Source organism: Streptomyces sp. NPDC029152 (genome assembly GCF_055564355.1).
In genome coordinates this window covers 75464-94085 of sequence record NZ_JBVHWR010000011.1, presented here as the reverse complement: position 1 = coordinate 94085, position 18622 = coordinate 75464, and the positions used below count along the sequence as shown (strand labels likewise).

At 72.8% G+C, this 18622-nt stretch carries 17 protein-coding genes and 1 tRNA gene; 8 read left to right on the top strand and 10 right to left on the bottom strand.

All coding sequences use genetic code 11. The features are described 5' to 3' along the window. Window positions 1-38: 38 nt before the first annotated feature. The gene (locus tag ACZ4V6_RS23300; RefSeq protein WP_467830512.1) at window positions 39-1541 is read left to right on the top strand and encodes an MFS transporter; all 1503 of its coding nucleotides are present in this window, start codon (window positions 39-41) and stop codon (window positions 1539-1541) included. Between the two features lie 343 nt (window positions 1542-1884). On the opposite strand, the gene ACZ4V6_RS23295 is transcribed toward ACZ4V6_RS23300, so the two are convergent. Beyond that, complete coding sequence (locus ACZ4V6_RS23295; RefSeq protein ID WP_467830509.1) at window positions 1885-3291, bottom strand: NAD(P)/FAD-dependent oxidoreductase; 1407 nt, start codon at window positions 3289-3291, stop codon at window positions 1885-1887. Between the two features lie 131 nt (window positions 3292-3422). Between ACZ4V6_RS23295 and ACZ4V6_RS23290 the strand changes: the two genes are divergently transcribed. Next, window positions 3423-4301, top strand: a complete 879-nt coding sequence (locus ACZ4V6_RS23290) for an aminoglycoside phosphotransferase family protein (protein WP_467830507.1) — start codon at window positions 3423-3425, stop codon at window positions 4299-4301. Window positions 4302-4365: 64 nt separating this feature from the next. Here the strand turns inward: ACZ4V6_RS23290 and ACZ4V6_RS23285 are convergent. Continuing rightward, window positions 4366-4439 (bottom strand) — tRNA-Thr (locus ACZ4V6_RS23285). A 220-nt stretch (window positions 4440-4659) separates the two neighbouring features. Here ACZ4V6_RS23285 and msiK point away from each other — a divergent pair. From msiK to ACZ4V6_RS23270, 3 genes are all read left to right on the top strand, one after another. Then, window positions 4660-5796, top strand: coding sequence for a diacetylchitobiose ABC transporter ATP-binding protein MsiK (msiK, locus tag ACZ4V6_RS23280; protein ID WP_467830505.1), 1137 nt, complete (start codon window positions 4660-4662; stop codon window positions 5794-5796). Between the two features lie 244 nt (window positions 5797-6040). Further along, entirely contained in the window at window positions 6041-6496 is a 456-nt protein-coding gene (locus tag ACZ4V6_RS23275) for a hypothetical protein (protein WP_467830926.1), read from the top strand. 58 nt (window positions 6497-6554) lie between these two features. Then, entirely contained in the window at window positions 6555-7289 is a 735-nt protein-coding gene (locus ACZ4V6_RS23270; RefSeq protein ID WP_467830503.1) for a nucleotidyltransferase family protein, read from the top strand. A gap of 84 nt (window positions 7290-7373) precedes the next feature. Here the strand turns inward: ACZ4V6_RS23270 and ACZ4V6_RS23265 are convergent, their stop codons facing one another. The 6 genes from ACZ4V6_RS23265 to ACZ4V6_RS23240 form a co-directional block, all read right to left on the bottom strand. Next, window positions 7374-9125, bottom strand: coding sequence for a DoxX family protein (locus ACZ4V6_RS23265; protein WP_467830501.1), 1752 nt, complete (start codon window positions 9123-9125; stop codon window positions 7374-7376). Between the two features lie 142 nt (window positions 9126-9267). Continuing rightward, entirely contained in the window at window positions 9268-10209 is a 942-nt protein-coding gene (gene rlmB, locus ACZ4V6_RS23260) for a 23S rRNA (guanosine(2251)-2'-O)-methyltransferase RlmB (RefSeq protein WP_467830499.1), read from the bottom strand. A 114-nt stretch (window positions 10210-10323) separates the two neighbouring features. After that, the gene (gene cysS / locus ACZ4V6_RS23255; protein ID WP_467830498.1) at window positions 10324-11724 is read right to left on the bottom strand and encodes a cysteine--tRNA ligase; all 1401 of its coding nucleotides are present in this window, start codon (window positions 11722-11724) and stop codon (window positions 10324-10326) included. A 209-nt stretch (window positions 11725-11933) separates the two neighbouring features. Beyond that, window positions 11934-12437: a 2-C-methyl-D-erythritol 2,4-cyclodiphosphate synthase gene (gene ispF, locus ACZ4V6_RS23250; protein ID WP_467830496.1), complete on the bottom strand. Its 504-nt coding sequence runs from the start codon at window positions 12435-12437 to the stop codon at window positions 11934-11936. Then, on the bottom strand, window positions 12427-13203 hold the full coding sequence (ispD, locus tag ACZ4V6_RS23245; RefSeq protein WP_467830494.1) for a 2-C-methyl-D-erythritol 4-phosphate cytidylyltransferase: 777 nt from the start codon (window positions 13201-13203) through the stop codon (window positions 12427-12429). The genes ispF and ispD overlap by 11 nt, the downstream gene beginning before the upstream one ends. Before the next feature lie 310 nt (window positions 13204-13513). Further along, window positions 13514-13996 (bottom strand): CarD family transcriptional regulator, encoded by a 483-nt coding sequence (locus tag ACZ4V6_RS23240; protein ID WP_003953493.1) that lies wholly within the window; start codon window positions 13994-13996, stop codon window positions 13514-13516. 666 nt (window positions 13997-14662) lie between these two features. Here ACZ4V6_RS23240 and ACZ4V6_RS23235 point away from each other — a divergent pair. After that, window positions 14663-15331: a copper chaperone PCu(A)C domain-containing protein gene (locus ACZ4V6_RS23235; RefSeq protein WP_467830492.1), complete on the top strand. Its 669-nt coding sequence runs from the start codon at window positions 14663-14665 to the stop codon at window positions 15329-15331. Between the two features lie 86 nt (window positions 15332-15417). Here ACZ4V6_RS23235 and phoP read toward each other — a convergent pair whose 3' ends face one another. Together phoP and phoR are read right to left on the bottom strand one after the other, a co-directional pair. Continuing rightward, window positions 15418-16089 (bottom strand): two-component system response regulator PhoP, encoded by a 672-nt coding sequence (phoP, locus tag ACZ4V6_RS23230; RefSeq protein WP_465270560.1) that lies wholly within the window; start codon window positions 16087-16089, stop codon window positions 15418-15420. A 5-nt stretch (window positions 16090-16094) separates the two neighbouring features. Continuing rightward, entirely contained in the window at window positions 16095-17417 is a 1323-nt protein-coding gene (phoR, locus tag ACZ4V6_RS23225; RefSeq protein ID WP_467830490.1) for a two-component system sensor histidine kinase PhoR, read from the bottom strand. 201 nt (window positions 17418-17618) lie between these two features. Between phoR and phoU the strand changes: the two genes are divergently transcribed. Both phoU and ACZ4V6_RS23215 read left to right on the top strand, forming a co-directional pair. After that, window positions 17619-18308: a phosphate signaling complex protein PhoU gene (phoU, locus tag ACZ4V6_RS23220; protein WP_467830487.1), complete on the top strand. Its 690-nt coding sequence runs from the start codon at window positions 17619-17621 to the stop codon at window positions 18306-18308. A 117-nt stretch (window positions 18309-18425) separates the two neighbouring features. Beyond that, the gene (locus ACZ4V6_RS23215) at window positions 18426-18581 is read left to right on the top strand and encodes a hypothetical protein (protein ID WP_171990951.1); all 156 of its coding nucleotides are present in this window, start codon (window positions 18426-18428) and stop codon (window positions 18579-18581) included. Window positions 18582-18622 lie beyond the last annotated feature (41 nt).

The following is an 18622-nucleotide window of genomic DNA, read 5'->3' as shown; positions in this document are numbered from 1 at the left end:
GGGATGCAATACGCCCCGATTCATGGTCTTCTGGCCGAATGAGCGCCGTCCGGACAGGTGAGGGAACGGCCCCCGCGGACGCCGACCCCCGCCGCTGGTGGGGGCTGATGGTGATCGCCCTGGCCCAGCTGATGGTCGTCCTCGACGCGACCATCGTGAACATCGCGCTGCCGTCCGCGCAGCGCGACCTGGGCATGTCCGACGCCAACCGCCAGTGGGTGATCACCGCCTACACCCTCGCCTTCGGCGGTCTGCTGCTGCTCGGCGGACGCATCGCCGACCTCGTGGGACGCAGACGCACCTTCGTCATCGGGCTGATCGGCTTCGCCGTCGCCTCCGCGATCGGCGGAGCCGCCGTCGGCCCCGCGATGCTCTTCGGCGCCCGGGCGCTCCAGGGCGTCTTCGCCGCCGTCCTCGCGCCCTCCGCGCTGTCCCTGCTGACGACCACCTTCACCGACCCGGGGGAACGCGGGAAGGCGTTCGGCATCTACGGCGCGCTGGCCGCCAGCGGCTCCGCCATCGGCTTCATCGTCGGCGGCGTGCTCACCGAGTACCTGGACTGGCGCTGGTGCCTGTACGTCAACATCCCCGTCGCCGTCGCCGCCGTGACCGGCGCCCTGATCCTCCTGCACGACCGGCCCGGCCACACCGGCGTCCGCCTCGACGTCCCCGGCGTGCTCCTCGGCTGCGGCGGTCTGGTCGCCCTCGTCTACGGCTTCAGCGAGGCGCAGCCGCGCGGCTGGAGCGACCCGCTCGTCCTGGCGCTGTTCGCCGCGGGCGCCGCCCTCCTCGCGACCTTCGTGTGGTGGCAGACCCGGGCGCCGGTCCCCCTGCTGCCGCTGCACATCGTCCGCGACCGCAACCGCGCCGGCTGCTTCCTGACGATGATGCTGGCCGTCATCGGCATGTTCGGGCTGTTCCTGTTCATGACCTACTACCTCCAGGTCGTCCTGGACTACTCCCCCGTGCGGACCGGCCTGGCGTTCCTGCCGATGACCGCCTCGATCCTCGTCGGCTCCACCCAGATCTCCGCCCGGCTGCTGCGCCACGTGGGCCCGCGCATGCTGATGGTCCCCGGCATGGTCCTCGCCTCCAGCGGCATGGTGGTCCTCACCCGGATGACCGTGCACTCGCAGTACACCTCGGAGATCCTGCCCGCCCTGATCCTGATGGGCCTCGGCATGGGCCTGACCTTCATGCCGGTCTTCTCCACCGCCACCGCCGGCGTCGCCCCGCAGGACTCCGGCGTCACCTCGGCGACGGTCAACACCTCGCAGCAGGTGGGCGGCTCGATCGGCACGGCGCTGCTCAACACCGTCGCCACCAGCACCGGCGCGTCCTGGATCACGGCCCACCTCACCGACCCGGCCCGGCGGGAGGAGATCGTCCGGGAGGGCATCGTCCACGGCTACACGGTCGCCATCTGGCTGGCCGCGGGCATCATGCTGCTGGCGGGGCTGGTCGCGGGCGTGATGGTCACGGCCAAGGCCCCGAAACACGGCACCCCGGCCGACCGCCCGGTACCGGAACCGGTGGCCTGAAGGGGAAGGGGCCTCGCCCGTCCTCCCCGGACCCCCGACGCCCGCCCGGACGCAACGTCTCCCGACGGGCCACCGCAGAACCCCACCGCTCGTCGCACGGCCCGGCCGGCGCCCCGCCGCACGAGCGGGCCCCACGGGCCACCCGCACAAGCACCGCCGGCCGCAGGTGCGGGCGTCGCCAGGAGGCTCTGCCTCCCCTGGAAACCTCCTGGAGGATCCCCGCCTACGCACAGACCCGCCGGCGCCCCGCCACCACGGGGGTTCGCCGACACCCCGCCGACCCGTCGCACGAGTCGCCGCCACGCCCCCCGCACAAGCCTCCGGCGCCCCCGGCGCGGAGCGCTCAGTGGCGGCCCGCCACCCGGTCCGCCAGCCGCGCCAGCCGGGACGACGCCGCGCTGTGCGTCGTGCGCTCCCGCCGGTCCGCCTCCCGGTACACGGCGTACATGCCCTGCACGCCCAGCCAGCGCAGCGGTTCCGGCTCCCAGCGGCGCACCCGGTGCCCCACCCACGGCAGGCCGGTCAGCTCGGTGCGGCCGCCCCGGCCCGAGTCCCGCCGCACCAGGTCGCCCAGGGTGCGCCCGGCCAGGTTGGCGGTGGCGACACCGGAACCGACGTAACCGCCCGCCCAGCCCAGCCCCGTCGACCGGTCCAGGGTGACGGTCGCGCACCAGTCGCGCGGCACCCCCAGCACCCCCGACCAGGCGTGCTCGATCCGCAGCCCGGCCAGGGAGGGGAAGAAGCGGACCAGGACCTCGCGCAGCGCCTCGACGGTCGCCGCCTGCGTGGTGCCGTCGTTGTCGGTGCGGGAGCCGAAGCGGTACGGCACCCCGCGTCCGCCGAGCGCGATCCGGCCGTCGGCGGTGCGCTGCGCGTACATGTAGGCGTGCGCCATGTCGCCGAGGGTCTGCCGGCCCTCCCAGCCCACCGACTCCCACTGCTCGTCGGTGAGCGGCTCGGTGGCGATCATCGAGGAGTTCATCGGCAGCCAGGTCCGCCGCTGGCCTTTGAGGGAGGCGGTGAAACCCTCGGTGCAGCGCAGCACGTAGGGCGCGCGGACGGTGCCGTACGGCGTCACCGCCCGCCGGGGCCGGATCTCCGTGACCGGCGTCGACTCGTGGACCGTCACCCCGATGCGCTCGACGGCCGCCGCGAGTCCCTTCACCAGCTTCACGGGATGCAGCCGCGCCCCGTGCGGCGTCCACGTCGAACCGACGGCGCCCGCCACCCTGATCCGTTCCGCCGTCTCCCGCGCCCCGTACAGCTCCCGGTCCTTCTCGCCGAACGCCAGCTCGGCCTCGTGGAACGCCTTCAGCCGGGCCGCCTGCGCGGGCGTGCACGCCACCTCCAGCACCCCGCCCTTGTGGACGTCGGCGTCGATGCCCTCCGCCGCGGCGGCCCGGACCACCTCGTCCACGGTGTCGTTCATCGCGCGCTGGAGCCGTACCGCCGCCTCGTGGCCGTGCAGCTTCGCGTACCGGTCGCGGCCCGCGATGCCGTTGTACAGCCAGCCGCCGTTGCGGCCGGAGGCGCCGTAACCGCAGAACCTCTGCTCCAGGACCGTGATCCGCAGGGACGGCTCCGCCTTCTTGAGGTAGTACGCCGTCCACAGTCCGGTGTAACCACCCCCGACGATCACCACGTCCGCCGACGCGTCCCCGGCGAGCGGTTCGCGCACCGCCGGAAGGCCGTCGTCCGCGTACCAGTAGGAGATGCCACCGTTCACGACGCCGCTGCTCGGGCTGCTCATGGGCAGGACGTTAACCCCGGTGGAGGGCCGTTGTCTGCTTCGGATTCCGTGGACTTCCGGCCCCCACGGGGCCCGTGCGGATCCGGTTGAACACCTGACCGGACCGCCGCCCGCCGGTAACGTCGCCGGACGTGATCGACGTTCCGGACGCCCTCGCGGCGTCCCAGGCGAAGTACAACAAAGAGGCGGGCCGCGCCTTCGTCGACGCGCTGCCCGAGCTGGCGGCCGGCTTCCTGGACCGCTGGCGACTGCGCCTCGACGGCCCCTCGATGCACGGCTGGGCCGCCCTGGTGCTGCCCGTCGTCCGGGGCGACGGCACACCGGCCGCGCTCAAGCTCCAGATCCTCGACGAGGAGACCGCGGGCGAGCCCCTCGCCCTCGGCCTGTGGGACGGCGACGGGGCGGTACGCCTGCTCGACCACGACCCCGCCACCGGCACCATGCTGCTGGAACGCCTCGATCCGACCCGCACGCTCGGCCACGTCGAGGACTCCCGCGAGGCCGTCCTCGTCGCCGCCCGGCTGCTCGCCCACCTCACCGCCGTCCCCGCCCCGCCCGGCCTGCGCCGCCTCGGCGACATCGCGCGGGCCATGCTGGAGCGCACGCCCCGGGCCCTGGAGCGCATCCCCGACCCCGAGGCCCGCCGCCTGGTCGCCGACTGCGCCGCCGCCGTGCGCGAGGTCGCCGACGAGCCCGGCGACCGGCTGCTGCACTGGGACCTGCACCAGGGGAACGTCCTGGCCTCGGACCGCGCCCCCTGGCTCGCCATCGACCCCAAGCCGCTGGCCGGCGACCCCGGCTTCGACCTGCTCCCCGCCCTCGGCGACCGCTACGACCCGGCCGAGACCCGGTGGCGCTTCGACGCCATGACCGACGTCCTCGGACTGGACCGCGAACGGGCCCGCGCCTGGTCCCTCGGCCGCGTCCTGCAGAACTGCCTGTGGAACGTGGAGGACGGCGACCCGCTCGAGGCGGAGCGGCTGGACATCGGACACCGGCTGCGGGCGTGATCCGCCCGGCACCGGGACACGTCGACGGCCCCCGCCCGACGCGGGCGGGGGCCGTTCGCCCGAGAGCCCCCTGTCGGATTCGAACCGACGACCTTCGCTTTACAAGAGCGGCGCTCTGACCAGCTGAGCTAAGGAGGCGTCGCGCGGCGGTGCGCGCGGAGGCTGCTCCACTGTACACAGAGCCGGTGAACGATGGGATTCGAAAATTTCGGCGAAGTTCACAGGCCCGCAGGTACTGACAGATCAGGTGAACGCCCGGTACCGTCCTGAGCCAGTTCACCCGCGTGGACTACACCAACCACCTTCCTACAACGGATCGTCCGGCACGTTCCTGCCGGTAGAAGGGGGCCCATACATCATGGCCACAGTCCAGTTCGACAAGGCGACCCGCGTGTACCCGGGTTCCGACAAGCCCGCCGTCGACGGTCTCGACATCGACATCGCGGACGGCGAGTTCCTCGTCCTGGTCGGCCCGTCCGGCTGCGGCAAGTCCACCTCGCTGCGCATGCTCGCGGGGCTCGAGGACGTCAACGGCGGCGCCATCCGCATCGGCGACCGCGACGTCACCCACCTGCCGCCGAAGGACCGGGACATCGCCATGGTGTTCCAGAACTACGCGCTCTACCCGCACATGACGGTCGCCGACAACATGGGCTTCGCCCTCAAGATCGCCGGCGTCAACAAGGCGGAGATCCGGCAGAAGGTCGAGGAGGCCGCGAAGATCCTCGACCTCACCGAGTACCTGGACCGCAAGCCGAAGGCGCTCTCCGGCGGTCAGCGCCAGCGTGTCGCGATGGGCCGCGCGATCGTGCGCGAGCCGCAGGTGTTCCTCATGGACGAGCCGCTGTCCAACCTGGACGCCAAGCTCCGCGTCTCCACCCGCACCCAGATCGCCTCGCTCCAGCGCCGCCTGGGCATCACCACCGTCTACGTCACCCACGACCAGGTCGAGGCCATGACGATGGGCGACCGCGTGGCGGTGCTGAAGGACGGCCTGCTCCAGCAGGTCGACTCGCCGCGCAACATGTACGACAAGCCCGCGAACCTCTTCGTCGCCGGCTTCATCGGCTCCCCGGCCATGAACCTGGTCGAGGTGCCGATCACCGACGGCGGCGTGAAGTTCGGCAACAGCGTGGTCCCGGTCAACCGCGACGCCCTGAAGGCCGCCGCCGACAAGGGCGACCGCACGGTCACCGTCGGCGTCCGCCCCGAGCACTTCGACGTGGTGGAGCTGAACGGCGGCGTCTCCGCGTCCCTGTCCAAGGACTCCGCCGACGCCCCGGCCGGCCTCGCCGTCACCGTCAACGTCGTCGAGGAGACCGGCGCCGACGGCTACATCTACGGCACGGTCGAGGTCGGCGGCGAGACGAAGGACCTCGTGGTCCGCGTCAGCAGCCGCGCGGTGCCGGAGAAGGGTGCGACCGTGCACGTCGTGCCGCGGCCGGGCGAGACCCACGTGTTCTCGTCCTCCTCGGGCGAGCGTCTCTCCGACTGACGCCCGGCGCGTGCCGGGGACGGGTGTCCCCGGCACGGGTGAATTCCCCCGGATCGACGAGAAGGGCCCCGCAACCTGCTGCGGGGCCCTTCTCGTTGTCGACAAATAACCTGACACAACGGGCTTTTCGGGCAGTGCGCGTCAACCCACTACCCATTTTCGGGTCCTGCCATGTCACCCGAACCGGTGACTAAATGTCGCCAAATCATCACCGGGCGCTACCCTCGCTCGCGTGAAGCACTCCGTGAAGCACTCCGCCACCCAGCAGACGCGAAGCGGCCGGGGCCCCGCCCGCCGGATCGGCCGTTCCCTCGCCTTCGTCCTGCCCGTCGTCCTGGTGCTCTCCGGGACCCTCGCGGTCACCCGGGTCAACTGGTCGGGGGATCCCTCGAGCCCGGTGCTCACCGCGTCGGACGCCTCCGCCGCCGGGGCCTCCACGCGCGCCGGGGCCCGCGCTCCGCACGAGGTGCTGCGCGACCGGCTGCTGACCGAGCTTCAGGAGGAGGACCCGGGCGTCGCCCTCACCGACCTCCAGAAGGCCGTCGACGAGCGCCCGTCGCTGGGCAGGCACTGCGCGTCCATCGCCCGCGCCCTCGGCCGCGCCGCGGTCAAGGTCTACGGTCCGACGCGCGCCCAGTCGTACGCGCGCCCCGTCTGCGACACCGCCTTCGCCTCGGGCGTGCTGGCCCAGCACCGCTGAGCGCCCCGCGGCCGAGCACCCCCGCCGGGGCGGCGGGACGCCACGTACAGTTCGGGTCATGACCGATCCGAACGCCGCGTCCCGCCGCCCCGTTCAAGCCGTCGTCCTGGCCGGCGGGCAGGGTTCCCGCCTGCGTCCGTACACCGACGACCGGCCCAAGCCGATGGTCGAGATCCCGGGCACCGGAACCCCGATCATCGGCCATCAGCTCGCCTGGCTCGCCGAGGAGGGCGTGACCGACGTGGTGGTCTCCTGCGGCCACCTCGCCGAGGTGCTCCAGAAGTGGCTGGAGACCGCCGACCTGCCGCTGTCCGTCACCACCGTGGTGGAGACCGAGCCCCTCGGCCGCGGCGGCGGCCTGAAGTACGCCGCCGCGCACCTCCCCCACCCGGACCGGCCCTGGTACGCCACGAACGGCGACATCTGGACGCGTTTCTCGCTGCGCGACATGGCCGACTTCCACGCCGAGCGGGACGCCGTCGCGACCCTCGCCCTGGCCCGCCCGCGGCTGCCCTGGGGCGCCGTGCAGACGGACGGCTTCGGGCACATCACGGACTTCATCGAGGCGCCCCCGTCGACCTTCGAGATCAACGCGGGTGTCTACGTCTTCTCGCCGGCCTTCGCCTCGATGCTCCCGGAGCGCGGCGACCACGAGCGGACGACGTTCCCGCGGCTGGCCCGTGAGCACCGGCTGGCCGGTTTCCCGATCCCGCAGGGCTCCTACTGGCGGGCGATCGACACCGCGAAGGACCTGACGGAGGCGGCCCGGGAACTGGCCGCGCCGAGCCGCTGAGCCGCTGAATCACCCGCCCCTACGCCGACGGGTCCCGCACGTCTTCCGTGCGGGACCCGTCGGCGTAGGGGCCGGGGGACGGCTCTAGCCCAGGAGGCCGCCCACCAGGCGGCTGCCCGGCTGCCCCGTGGAGGAGGAGCCGTCGTCGCCGTCCCCGCTCCCGGTGGAGCCGGTGGAGCCGTCGCCGCTGCCCCCGGTGGCGGTGCCGCCGGAGGACGGACCGGCGGTGGTGCTCGGGGCCTGTCCGGCCGGGGAGGTCCGCTGCGGCGGGGCCTGGCCCGTGGTGCCCTGGGTCTGGCTGGGGGCGCCGCCGGGGGTGGTGCCGCTGTCGTCGGTCGCGCCCGGGGTGGTCGTCCCGCCGTCCTCGGAGGGAGTGACCGCGCCGGACGTGGTGCCGCCCTCGACGGGTGCGGAGGAGGAGGCCTCCGGCGTCCTCTGCCCCCGCTCGCCGGGCTCCTGGGGGAGCGGCGAGCCGGGGAGGTTGTTGCGCGGGCCCTCGCCGGGCCCGGGGACGACCACGCGGTCGGCGTCCCGCACGGCACCGCCGAGCAGCGAGCCGACGAGGAGGGTGACGCCGGTGACGAGGAAGGTGACGAGGGCGCCGCGGCGCAGCACGTAGCGGCGCAGGTCCCAGATGTCGGCGCGGGGGCCGAGGCGGCGCCAGGCACCGCCGGCGAGGCGGCCGTCGACGGAGTAGACGGGGGCGCCGGCGATGATCAGCGGGGACCAGGCGGCGAGGTAGATGATGTCGGGCGCGTCGTAGACCGGGGTGCTCTTCCAGCTGACGGTGACCAGCAGCGCGGCGGACAGGATCGCGCCGATGACGGCGGCGACGCGCTGCCAGCAGCCCAGGACGGTCAGGACGCCCACGATGACCTGGAGGAAGGCGATGACCAGGCCGGAGCCGACCGGGTGCGCGAGGGCGAACTGGCGCAGCGGTTCGGCCACGTCCCAGGGGTGCAGGGTGTTGAGCCACTTGACCATGGAGCCGCGCTCGCCGCCGTCGAAGTAGACGGGGTCGCAGAGCTTGCCCATGCCGGCGTAGACGGAGATGAAGCCGAGGAAGACGCGCAGCGGCAGCAGCACGACGCCGAGGTTGATGCGGCGGCCGGGGTAGTAGGCGTGCCGTGCCGGGTCGTCGGAGTGGCGCCGGGCGCGCGCATCCGTGCCGGCGCCGTCGCCGAGGTCGTGACCGGCGGGGTACGGGCCGAAGTCGTCGTCGGCGTAGGCCGGTTCGTCGTAGGCCGGTTCGTCGTAGGCGGGTTCGTCGTAGGCGCTGCCGGCGGTGCGCATCGCGGGCAGCAGCCGGGTGCCCGCGCGGACGGTGCCGGGCCGTCCGTCGACGACGGGGGCCTCCAGGGGCTGGGTGTCGGGACCGTCGTCGAAGTCGTCGTACGGGCCGTGGCCGGGGCGGCCGCCCTCGCCGACGCGGGGGAGGACCTGGGTGGCGCCGGCGTCGGCGGAGGTGTCGGCGAGCGGGTCGTCGGCGTGACGGCCCGCTCCGGCCCGCACTGCCTGGAGCAGCCGGTGGGCGCCGGTGTCGTCCGGGGCGGACCGGCCGCTCCAGACGACGGGACGGCGCCGGGCGGGCGCGGGGACCGCGGCGCCTGCGACCGGCGTGCGGGCGGTGTCCTGGGTGGCGCTCAGGTGCCGCGCGATCCGCGGGGACCGGGTCCGCCGCGCGGAGGCACCGAGCTGCACGCGGAAGCTCGCGTGGTTGACGATGACCTGGGCCGGATCGCTCGGCACCTTCACCATGCTCAGCGCGGGAGCGTCGTCGTATCCCGACGAGCGGTCCCCCGTGGGTGTGCGGGGTGTTCTGGTGTCCACGCTCATCTAACCGAGTGACGTGTCGTTAGGACACTGCCTTGACCCGCCGGATCTGTCCGGACCGCGTCAAGCTTGCCCGAACCATCCGGAACACCCCGTTCGAGGGACCGTGCCGGACACCCGTTCCCCCACCGGCACCGCGACCGGCTCAGCCCCGCCGGCGCGCCGCCTCGTACAGCACGATCCCCGCCGCCACACCGGCGTTGAGCGACTCCGCACCACCGGGCATCGGGATCCGCACCCGGAAGTCGCAGGTCTCGCCGACCAGGCGCGACAGGCCCTTGCCCTCGCTGCCGACCACGACGACCACGGGGCCGTCCAGGGCCTCCAGCTCGCCGAGTTCGACCTCGCCGTCGGCGGCGAGGCCCACGACGACGAGCCCGGCCTTCTGGTACGACTCCAGCGCGCGGGTGAGGTTGGTGGCGCGGGCCACCGGCGTCCGGGCGGCCGTGCCCGCCGACGTCTTCCAGGCGCCCGCCGTCATGCCGGCCGCGCGCCGCTCGGGCACGACGACGCCGTGGCCGCCGAAGGCGGAGACGGAGCGGACGACCGCACCGAGGTTGCGCGGGTCGGTCACGCCGTCGAGGGCGACGATCAGCGGGTCCGTGCCCTCGTCGTGGGCGGCGGCGACCAGGTCCTCGGGGTGCGCGTACTCGTACGGCGGGACCTGGAGGACGAGCCCCTGGTGGTTGAGCCCGTTGGTCATCCGGTCGAGCTCCGGGCGGGGGGCCTCCATGAGGTTGATCCCGCCGCGCTCGGCCGCGAGCTGGAGCGCCTCGCGCACCCGCTCGTCGTTGTCGATGAACTGCTGGACGTAGAGCGTCGAGGCGGGCACGCCCTCGCGCAGTGCCTCGTAGACCGGGTTGCGGCCGACGACGAGTTCGGAGGCCGACCGGCCGCCCCCGCGACGCTGCTGCGGGCGTCCGGTGGCGCGGCGCGCCTTCGCCTGGGCGGCGCGCTGCTTGGCGTGTCCCTTGCGCATCTCGGCGGGAGGCGTCGGCCCCTTGCCTTCCAGGCCCCGGCGCCGCTTGCCGCCGCTGCCGACCTGCGCGCCCTTCTTGCCGGACATGCGGCGGTTGTTCGCGGCCATGAGTTACCTGTCTCCGCTCTCTGCGTCTTCACGCGGGTGTGCGTGGTGCTTGCGTCTTATGCAGTGTGCCGCCCGGGAGGCCGGGCGGCACAGTCGATCTTCCGGGACCGGGGGTCAGCGGGAGCCGAGGCTCCAGCGGGGTCCCTGCGGGCTGTCCTCGATGACCAGCCCCGACTCCTTCAGCTGGTCGCGGATGGCGTCCGCGGTGGACCAGTCCTTCCGCGCCCGGGCCGCCTCCCGCTGGTCGAGGACGAGGCGCACGAGGCCGTCGACGACGTCGTGCAGGTCCTCGCCCTTCTCCCCCTCGCCGGCCCAGTGCGGCGCCTGCGGGTCGAGACCGAGCACCTCGAGCATCGCACGGACCTCGGCGAGGCGGGCGACGGCGGCCTCCTTGTCGTCGGCGGCCAGCGCGCTGTTGCCCTGCCGGACGGTGGTGTGCACGACGGCGAGCGCCTGCGGGACGCCCAGGTCGTCGTCCATCGCCTCGGCGAAGGCGGGCGGCACCTCGGCGGCGGGCTCGACGGTCCCGCCGGCCAGCTCGGTGACGCGCTGCACGAAGCCCTCGATCCGCGCGTACGCCGACTCGGCCTCGCGCAGGGACTCCTCGCTGTACTCGATGGTCGAGCGGTAGTGCGGCGTGCCCAGGTAGTACCGCAGCACGACCGGGCGCCACTGCTTGACCATCTCGCTCACGAGCACGCTGTTGCCGAGCGACTTCGACATCTTCTCGCCGCTCATGGTGACCCAGGCGTTGTGCACCCAGTACCGGGCGAAGGCGTCGCCGAAGCCCCTGGCCTGGGCGATCTCGTTCTCGTGGTGCGGGAAGATCAGGTCGATCCCGCCGCCGTGGACGTCGAACTCGGCGCCCAGGTACTTGTGCGCCATGGCGGAGCACTCCAGGTGCCACCCCGGCCGCCCCCGTCCCCACGGCGTCTCCCAGCTCGGCTCCCCGGGCTTGGCCGCCTTCCACATGGCGAAGTCCCGCGGGTCCCGCTTGCCGGTCTCGCCCTCGCCCGCGGGCTGGCGCAGTTCGTCGATGTCCTGGTTGGACAGCGACAGGTACCCGGGCAGGGACCGCACGTCGAAGTAGACGTTGCCCTCGGCCTCGTAGGCGTGCCCGCGCTCGATGAGGCCGCGCATCATCTCGACCATCTCGGTGACGTGGCCGGTGGCGCGCGGCTCGTAGGTGGGCGGCAGGCAACCGAGGGCGGTGTAGGCGTCGTCGAACGCCCGCTCGTTCTCGTAGCCGATGGACCACCAGGGGCGGTTCTGCTCCGCCGCCTTCCTGATGATCTTGTCGTCGATGTCGGTGACGTTGCGGATGAACGTGACCTCGTAACCGCGGTACGCGAACCAGCGGCGCATGATGTCGAAGTTCAGGCCGGAGCGGATGTGCCCGATGTGCGGGGCGGCCTGCACGGTGGCACCGCACAGGTAGATCGAGACACACCCGGGCGTGAGGGGGGCGAAGTCACGGATCTGCCGGGCGCTGGTGTCGTACAGGCGAATAGTCACGAGTCCAGGGTAGTGGTCCCCGGGCAGTGCCAGGGGCGTACGGCCCGCTTGTCCACCGCACCGGATCCGAAAGACGGCGCTCGTCCCCCGCCCGGCCGAGCGCGGCGGCGACGGTCACCGCTTCGTCCGGCCGGGTGGGGCGGGCGGGCACAGGCCGGGGGCGGGGTGCGGGGCAGGCCCCGCACCCCGCCCGGCCCGGACGCCGCCCGTCATCCCGCCCGGACCACCAGTGCCGTGGCCACCGCCATCAGCCCTTCCCCCCGTCCGGGGAACCCGAGCCCGTCCGTCGTGGCCCCCGACACCGACACCGGTGCCCCCGCCGCCTCGGACAGCACCTTCTCCGCTTCCGCCCGCCGCTTGCCGATCTTCGGCCGCGGCCCCACCACCTGCACCGCGACGTTCCCGATCCGGAAACCGGCCGCCCGCACGATCCGCGCGGCCTCCGTCAGCAGCGTCACCCCCGACGCCCCGGACCACTCGGGCCGCCCGGTGCCGAAGTGCTGCCCCAGGTCACCGAGGGCCGCCGCGGAGAACAGCGCGTTGCACGCCGCGTGCGCGACGACGTCCGCGTCCGAGTGCCCGGCCAGCCCGGAGCCCTCGCCCTCCCACTTCAGCCCGGCGCACCACAGCTCGCGCCCGTCCTCGAAGGCGTGGATGTCGGTGCCGATCCCGACCTGCGGCAGCACCGGTGGAACGTCCGTCTCAGAACCCATCGTTCAGCCTCCTGCGCGCCAGCACCGCCTCCGCGAGCACCAGGTCGAGGGGCCGCGTCACCTTGAACGCCTCCTCGTGCCCCGGCACGACCACCACCGTGGGTCCCAGCTGCTCGACCATGCTCGCGTCGTCGGTGACGTCGCCGGTCACCGTCTCGTGGGCCCGCACCAGCGTGGCGCGGTCGAAGCCCTGCGGCGTCTGCACCGCCCGCAGCCGCGCCCGCTCCGGCGTCGCCACCACGGGTTCGGGGCCGCCCGGCACCGCGGCGGGCCCGACCTGCTTGACGGTGTCGGCGAGCGGCAGCGCCGGCACCACGGCGGGCGCGCCCTCCCGTACGGCCTCGATCACGGCGTCCACCGTGTCCACCGGCACCAGCGGCCGGGCCGCGTCGTGCACGAGGACGATGTCGTACTCGGACGGCAGCGCGTCCAGGCCGAGCCGTACGGACTCCTGCCGCGACGCGCCGCCGGGGACGACGAGGAAGTCGGTCCGCTCGGGCAGGGCGTGCGCGTCGAGGAGGCTCTTCACCTCGGCGGCGCCGTCGGGCGGGGCCACGACGACGACCAGGGAGACCGCGCGGGACGCGGCCATCGCGCGCACCGCGTGGATGAGCATGGGCGTGCCGCCCAGCGCTCGCAGGGCCTTGGGGGCGCCCGGGCCGAGGCGTACGCCGCGGCCGGCGGCCGGGATCACGGCCGCGGTCCGGGCGCTCGTACGGGCCTCGGCGGGCGGCTGCGCGGGCGAGGGGCGCGATTCGTCAGACATCGGTTCCTGTCAGGTTTGTGTGCTCGACCTAGTTGGGTATGGCCTCACCGTGCCGGGCGCGACGCCTTGACCGGACCCTTCCGTGACCCTGGTCGAGCCTGCTGCCCGGGCCCGGCACGCCAGGACCGGGGGGAAGCCTCCCGGGATGAGCGTACGAAGGCGTACGGCGTCGGGGTACGAAGATGCCGCAGCGCCCGGCGACAGCAAAGATGTCATCGGGCACCGCGGCATGTGTGCGCTGAACCGAGTGGGCCTGAGTGGAGCGGCCGGAGGGCCATCCCCTCGCGTCAGGTCCCGTGCGGGTCTCGCCTCAGGAGGCGAGCACCTCGTCGAGCAGGGCCTCCGCCTTGTCCTCGTTGGTGTTCTCCGCGAGAGCCAGCTCGCTCACCAGGATCTGGCGGGCCTTGGCGAGCATGCGCTTCTCACCTGCGGAGAGTCCGCGCTCGCGCTCACGGCGCCACAGGTCGCGCACGACTTCCGCGACCTTGATGACGTCGCCGGAGGCGAGCTTCTCCAGGTTTGCCTTGTAACGACGCGACCAGTTCGTGGGCTCCTCGGCGTACGGCGCGCGCAGCACCTCGAAGACCCGGTCCAGCCCGTCCTGACCGACCACATCACGCACGCCGACGAACTCCGCATTGTCCGCTGGCACACGTACCGTCAGGTCACCCTGGGCGACCTTCAGCACCAAGTAGGTCTTGTCCACGCCTTTGATCTGGCGAGTTTCGATAGCCTCGATCAGCGCGGCCCCGTGATGGGGATAGACCACGGTGTCGCCAACCTTGAACGTCATGTGACAGGTACCCCTTCCGTGGCTATCCAGGGTAACACGGATACGGCGTCTTCTGAATGGCGTTTTCGCAGGTCAGGGCATATCTCGGGGCTTGACAACAGCGACAGGGACGTGCTGCGCGGGGTGAGCGGAAGAAAGTATTCGCAGGTGGGAGCGGCTCTCCGGGCCGGGCGAAACACGCACGTCACACACGCCGGGAGCACCCCTCGGATGCCCGAAGATCCCCATATGTCCGCTTCCACGTGTGCGACTTCCGCTACTCCGTTCGGTGCCCGGCGCGCGCTTCCGGACGAATCCGGAATTGATCACCGACGCTCCCGGCCGGCCCCGCCGGTGATCAATTCCGCGGCCGTCCGCGCATTCCTTCACGCAAAATTCGTGCGCGGCGGGACACCGGTATGACGGCGCTTCTTATCCGAATGGCGGATGGGTGCGTGTTGTCTCTGTGCGCCAATGTGACTGCTGATGCCAGTGCGCCCGACGCCCCTCCCGATGCGGCGCGGAGGCTCCGGCACTACCGCCTGCCGGGCGAAGCCGAGCCCCTCCGGGGGAGGGTCGGGTGAGACGCCCCGGGAACGGCTCGGTAACCTAAGGCCGCTGACAGTCACTTAGGGCGGCTTTATCCGTTGCCGCCGCCTCGCTCGAGTCCAAGGAGTTGCCGCCGCCGTGAGCAGCAGCCTTCGACGCGGTGCCCTCGCCGCCGCCGCCATCGCGTTCTCGATCGCCTCGCTCGCCGCGTGCGGTGCCGGTCACAACGCCCAGACCCTGGAGATCAAGCCGGACAACGCGGCGATCTCGGTCGGTGACATCAAGATCCAGAACGCGATCGTCATCACGCAGCCCGACCTGGAGTCGACCGGTCCGGCCGTGGTCTCCGCCACCCTGTTCAACGGCGGTTCCACCGACCAGACGCTGGACTCCATCACCGTGGCCGGCAAGACCGCCGAGCTGAAGGCCGCCGGGGGCGGCAAGAACCTGACCGTCCCGGCCGGCGGTTCCCTGATCCTGGGCGGCGAGGGCAACGCCTCCGCGGTGCTGCCCAGCAGCCGCGAGGCCATCCAGGACGGCAACGCGCAGAAGGTCACCTTCGCCTTCAGCAAGACCGGTGACGTGAGTCTGCGCGCCTTCGTCGTCCCGGCCGAGAGCTACTTCTCCTCGTGGGGCCCGACCGACGTCCCGGCGACCCCGGGCGCGTCGGCGACGCCGGGCGCGGAGGCCTCCGGGGAGCCGGCCGCCGGCGAGACCTCGGGTGCCCCGGCCGACGGCGCCCCGGCCGACGGCGCGTCGGCCACCGCGACCGACTCCGCCGCGCAGGAGGAGACGGCCGGCCACTGAGCCCCGTACACCCGCGCCACGACGAAGGGCGGACCCCCGAGGGGGTCCGCCCTTCGTCGTGCGTCCCGGGGCCGGGGCCGGTCCGGCTACGGCTCGAACTTGTAGCCGAGCCCGCGCACCGTCACCAGGTACCGCGGCGCGCCCGGGTCGGGCTCGATCTTGGCGCGCAGCCGCTTGACGTGGACGTCGAGGGTCTTGGTGTCACCGACGTAGTCGGCGCCCCACACCCGGTCGATCAGCTGCATGCGGGTCAGGACGCGGCCGGCGTTGCGCAGCAGCATCTCCAGCAGGTCGAACTCCTTCAGCGGCAGGTCGACCTTGGTGCCGCCGACGGTCACCACGTGCCGGTCGACGTCCATGCGGACGGGCCCGGCCTCCAGCGCGGCGGGGGTGACCTCCTCGGGTTCGCCGCGGCGGCGCAGGACGGCGCGGATGCGGGCGACCAGCTCGCGGGAGGAGAAGGGCTTGGTGACGTAGTCGTCGGCCCCTATCTCCAGCCCGACGACCTTGTCGATCTCGCTGTCCTTGGCGGTCACCATGATCACGGGGACGTTCGAGCGGCCGCGCAGCTGACGGCACACCTCGGTGCCCGGCAGCCCGGGCAGCATCAGGTCGAGGAGGACGAGGTCGGCGCCGTTGCGCTCGAACTCGTCGAGTCCGTCGGGCCCGGTGGTCGCGACGGCGACCTCGAAGCCCTCCTTGCGGAGCATGTAGGACAGGGCGTCGGAGAAGGACTCCTCGTCCTCGACGACGAGCACACGGGTCACGGAAGGACCTCCGGGGCGGGAGACGTTTCGTACGGGGATGTGTGGGGGGTGACGGAGGACCGTCCGTCGCCGGCGATCTCGCCGTGCTCCACGTGTCCCAGGTCCAGCTGCTCCACCTGGTCCGTGGGGTCGGCGTCGTGGTCGGTCCGCCGTGCTGCGCGGTCGCGGGCGGGGCCCGACTCCGGCAGTCGCAGGGTGAACGTGGAGCCCTGGCCTTCGGCGCTCCACACCGTGACCTCCCCGCCGTGCGAGGCGACCACGTGCTTGACGATCGCGAGACCCAGTCCGGTTCCGCCGGTGGCCCGGGAGCGGGCCGGGTCGACGCGGTAGAAGCGCTCGAAGACGCGCTCCCTGTCCTTCTCGGAGATGCCGATGCCCTGGTCGGTCACGGCGATCTCGATCAGGTCGCCGCCGGGGGCGCTGACGCGTCGGGCGGCTATGCCGACGCGGGTGCGGGCGGGCGAGTAGTTGACGGCGTTCTCGACGAGGTTGCCGAGGGCGGCGGCGAGCTGGCCGCGGTTGCCGCGGACGCAGAGGTCCTCGGTGCCGCCGGCGGCCATCGTGATCTGCTTCGTCCCGGCCGCCTGCCGGCAGCGGTCGATGGCCTCGGCGACCAGTTCGTCCACCCGGACGGGCTCGGCGTCGTCCAGCGGATCGTCGTTCTGGACCCGGGACAGGTCGATGAGCTCCTGCACGAGGTTGGTGAGCCGGGTCGCCTCGATCTGCATGCGGCCGGCGAAGCGCTCCACGGCCTCGGGGTCGTCGGAGGCGTCCATGACGGCCTCGGAGAGCAGGGAGAGCGCGCCGACCGGGGTCTTCAGCTCGTGGCTCACGTTGGCGACGAAGTCGCGCCGTACGGCCTCGATGCGGCGGGCCTCGGTCAGGTCCTCGACCAGCAGCAGCACCAGCCGCGACCCGAGGGGCGCGACGCGCGCGGAGACGGCGAGTGCCTCGCCGCGCCCGGTGCCCCGCCTCGGCAGGTCGAGCTCGACCTGCCGTATCTCCCCGTCCCGCCGTGTGTCCCGGGCCATCTGCAGCATCGGTTCGACGGCGAGCTTGCCGCCCCGGACCAGGCCGAGGGCGTACGCCGCCGAGCTGGCCTTGACGACGCCGTCGGCCTCGTCGAGGACGACGGCGGAGGACCGCAGCACCGACAGGACGGTGTCCACGCCGGGCGGGAGCACCGGATCGGTGTGCAGGGAGGTGCGGGTGGGCCGCTTCTGGTCGCGCTCGCTCCAGCGGAACGCCAGCATGGCGATGACACCGGTGAGCACTCCGGCGATCGCTGCCGATGCGGCGACCGCCGCGTTCACGTCCATGCCCCCAGGTTAGGCATGGCGAACCGCCCCGCATCAGCCATCGCGGTGCGACCTCGAACACTCGTCGCCCAGAGTTCACCTCGGAGCCAGGGACGGTTCACTTGTGGTGCCGGAAACGGTCGCGTACAGGCCGGAACGTGGAGGCGTGGGGGTGCGGCGAGGGGTTCGAGCCCCCTCCTAGGACGTACGAGAGGGAACCTGATGCGGGACGCGTACCACGAGGAACTGGACTCGATCGGCGACAGCCTGGTGGAGATGGCCCGGCTGGTCGGGTCGGCGATCGGGCGCGCCACGACCGCCATCCTCGACTCCGACCTGAAGCTGGCCGAGCACGTGATCGAGGGTGACCAGAAGGTCGACGAGCTCCAGCACGACCTGGAGGCGAAGGCGATAGCCCTGCTGGCCCGGCAGCAGCCGGTGGCGACGGACCTGCGCATCGTCGTCACCTCGCTGCGGATGTCGGCCGACCTGGAGCGCTCGGGAGACCTGGCCCAGCACGTGGCCAAGCTGGCCCGGCTGCGCTACCCGGCGCGTGCGGTCCCGCACGACCTGCACGCCACGATCCTGGAGATGGGCCAGCTCGCGCAGCGCCTGATGGCGAAGGCGGCCGAGGTGATCATCACCAAGGACGTGGACCTGGCGCTCCAGCTGGAGCAGGACGACGACGCGATGGACCTCCTGCACCGCACCCTCTTCCAGCACCTGATGGACGACCGCTGGAGGCACGGCATCGAGACGGCCGTGGACGTGACCCTGCTCGGCCGCTACTACGAGCGCTACGCCGACCACGCGGTCGCGGTCGCCAAGCGGGTGGTCTACCTGGTCACTGGCGAGCACGCGGACGAGCTCCAGGCGGACGTCCAGCCGGTGACCGGGGTGGAGGGGGCCTGACGGGGGGAGCGACAGGGGCTTGGGCAAGGGGCGCGCGCGAGCGCCCCAGTGCGCCGTTGATGCGACCAGGGTCCCGGGCTTCCAATGGGCTCAGGCACCAGCCTCGAGGAGGGACCCATGGCCGAATCCCCCAGCACGACCCCCGACCCCGCGCAGGAACGGCAGACCGAGCAGCCCGCCGACCTCCGCAGCCTGCCCCTGATCGCCGCCTGCGGCTGCGGTTCGGGCTGCGGCTGCGGCTGCCAGTCGGGCAACCCTTGCCAGTGCGGCTGACGGGACGATGACGCGGTGACCGTACGGCGGCCGGGCCCACC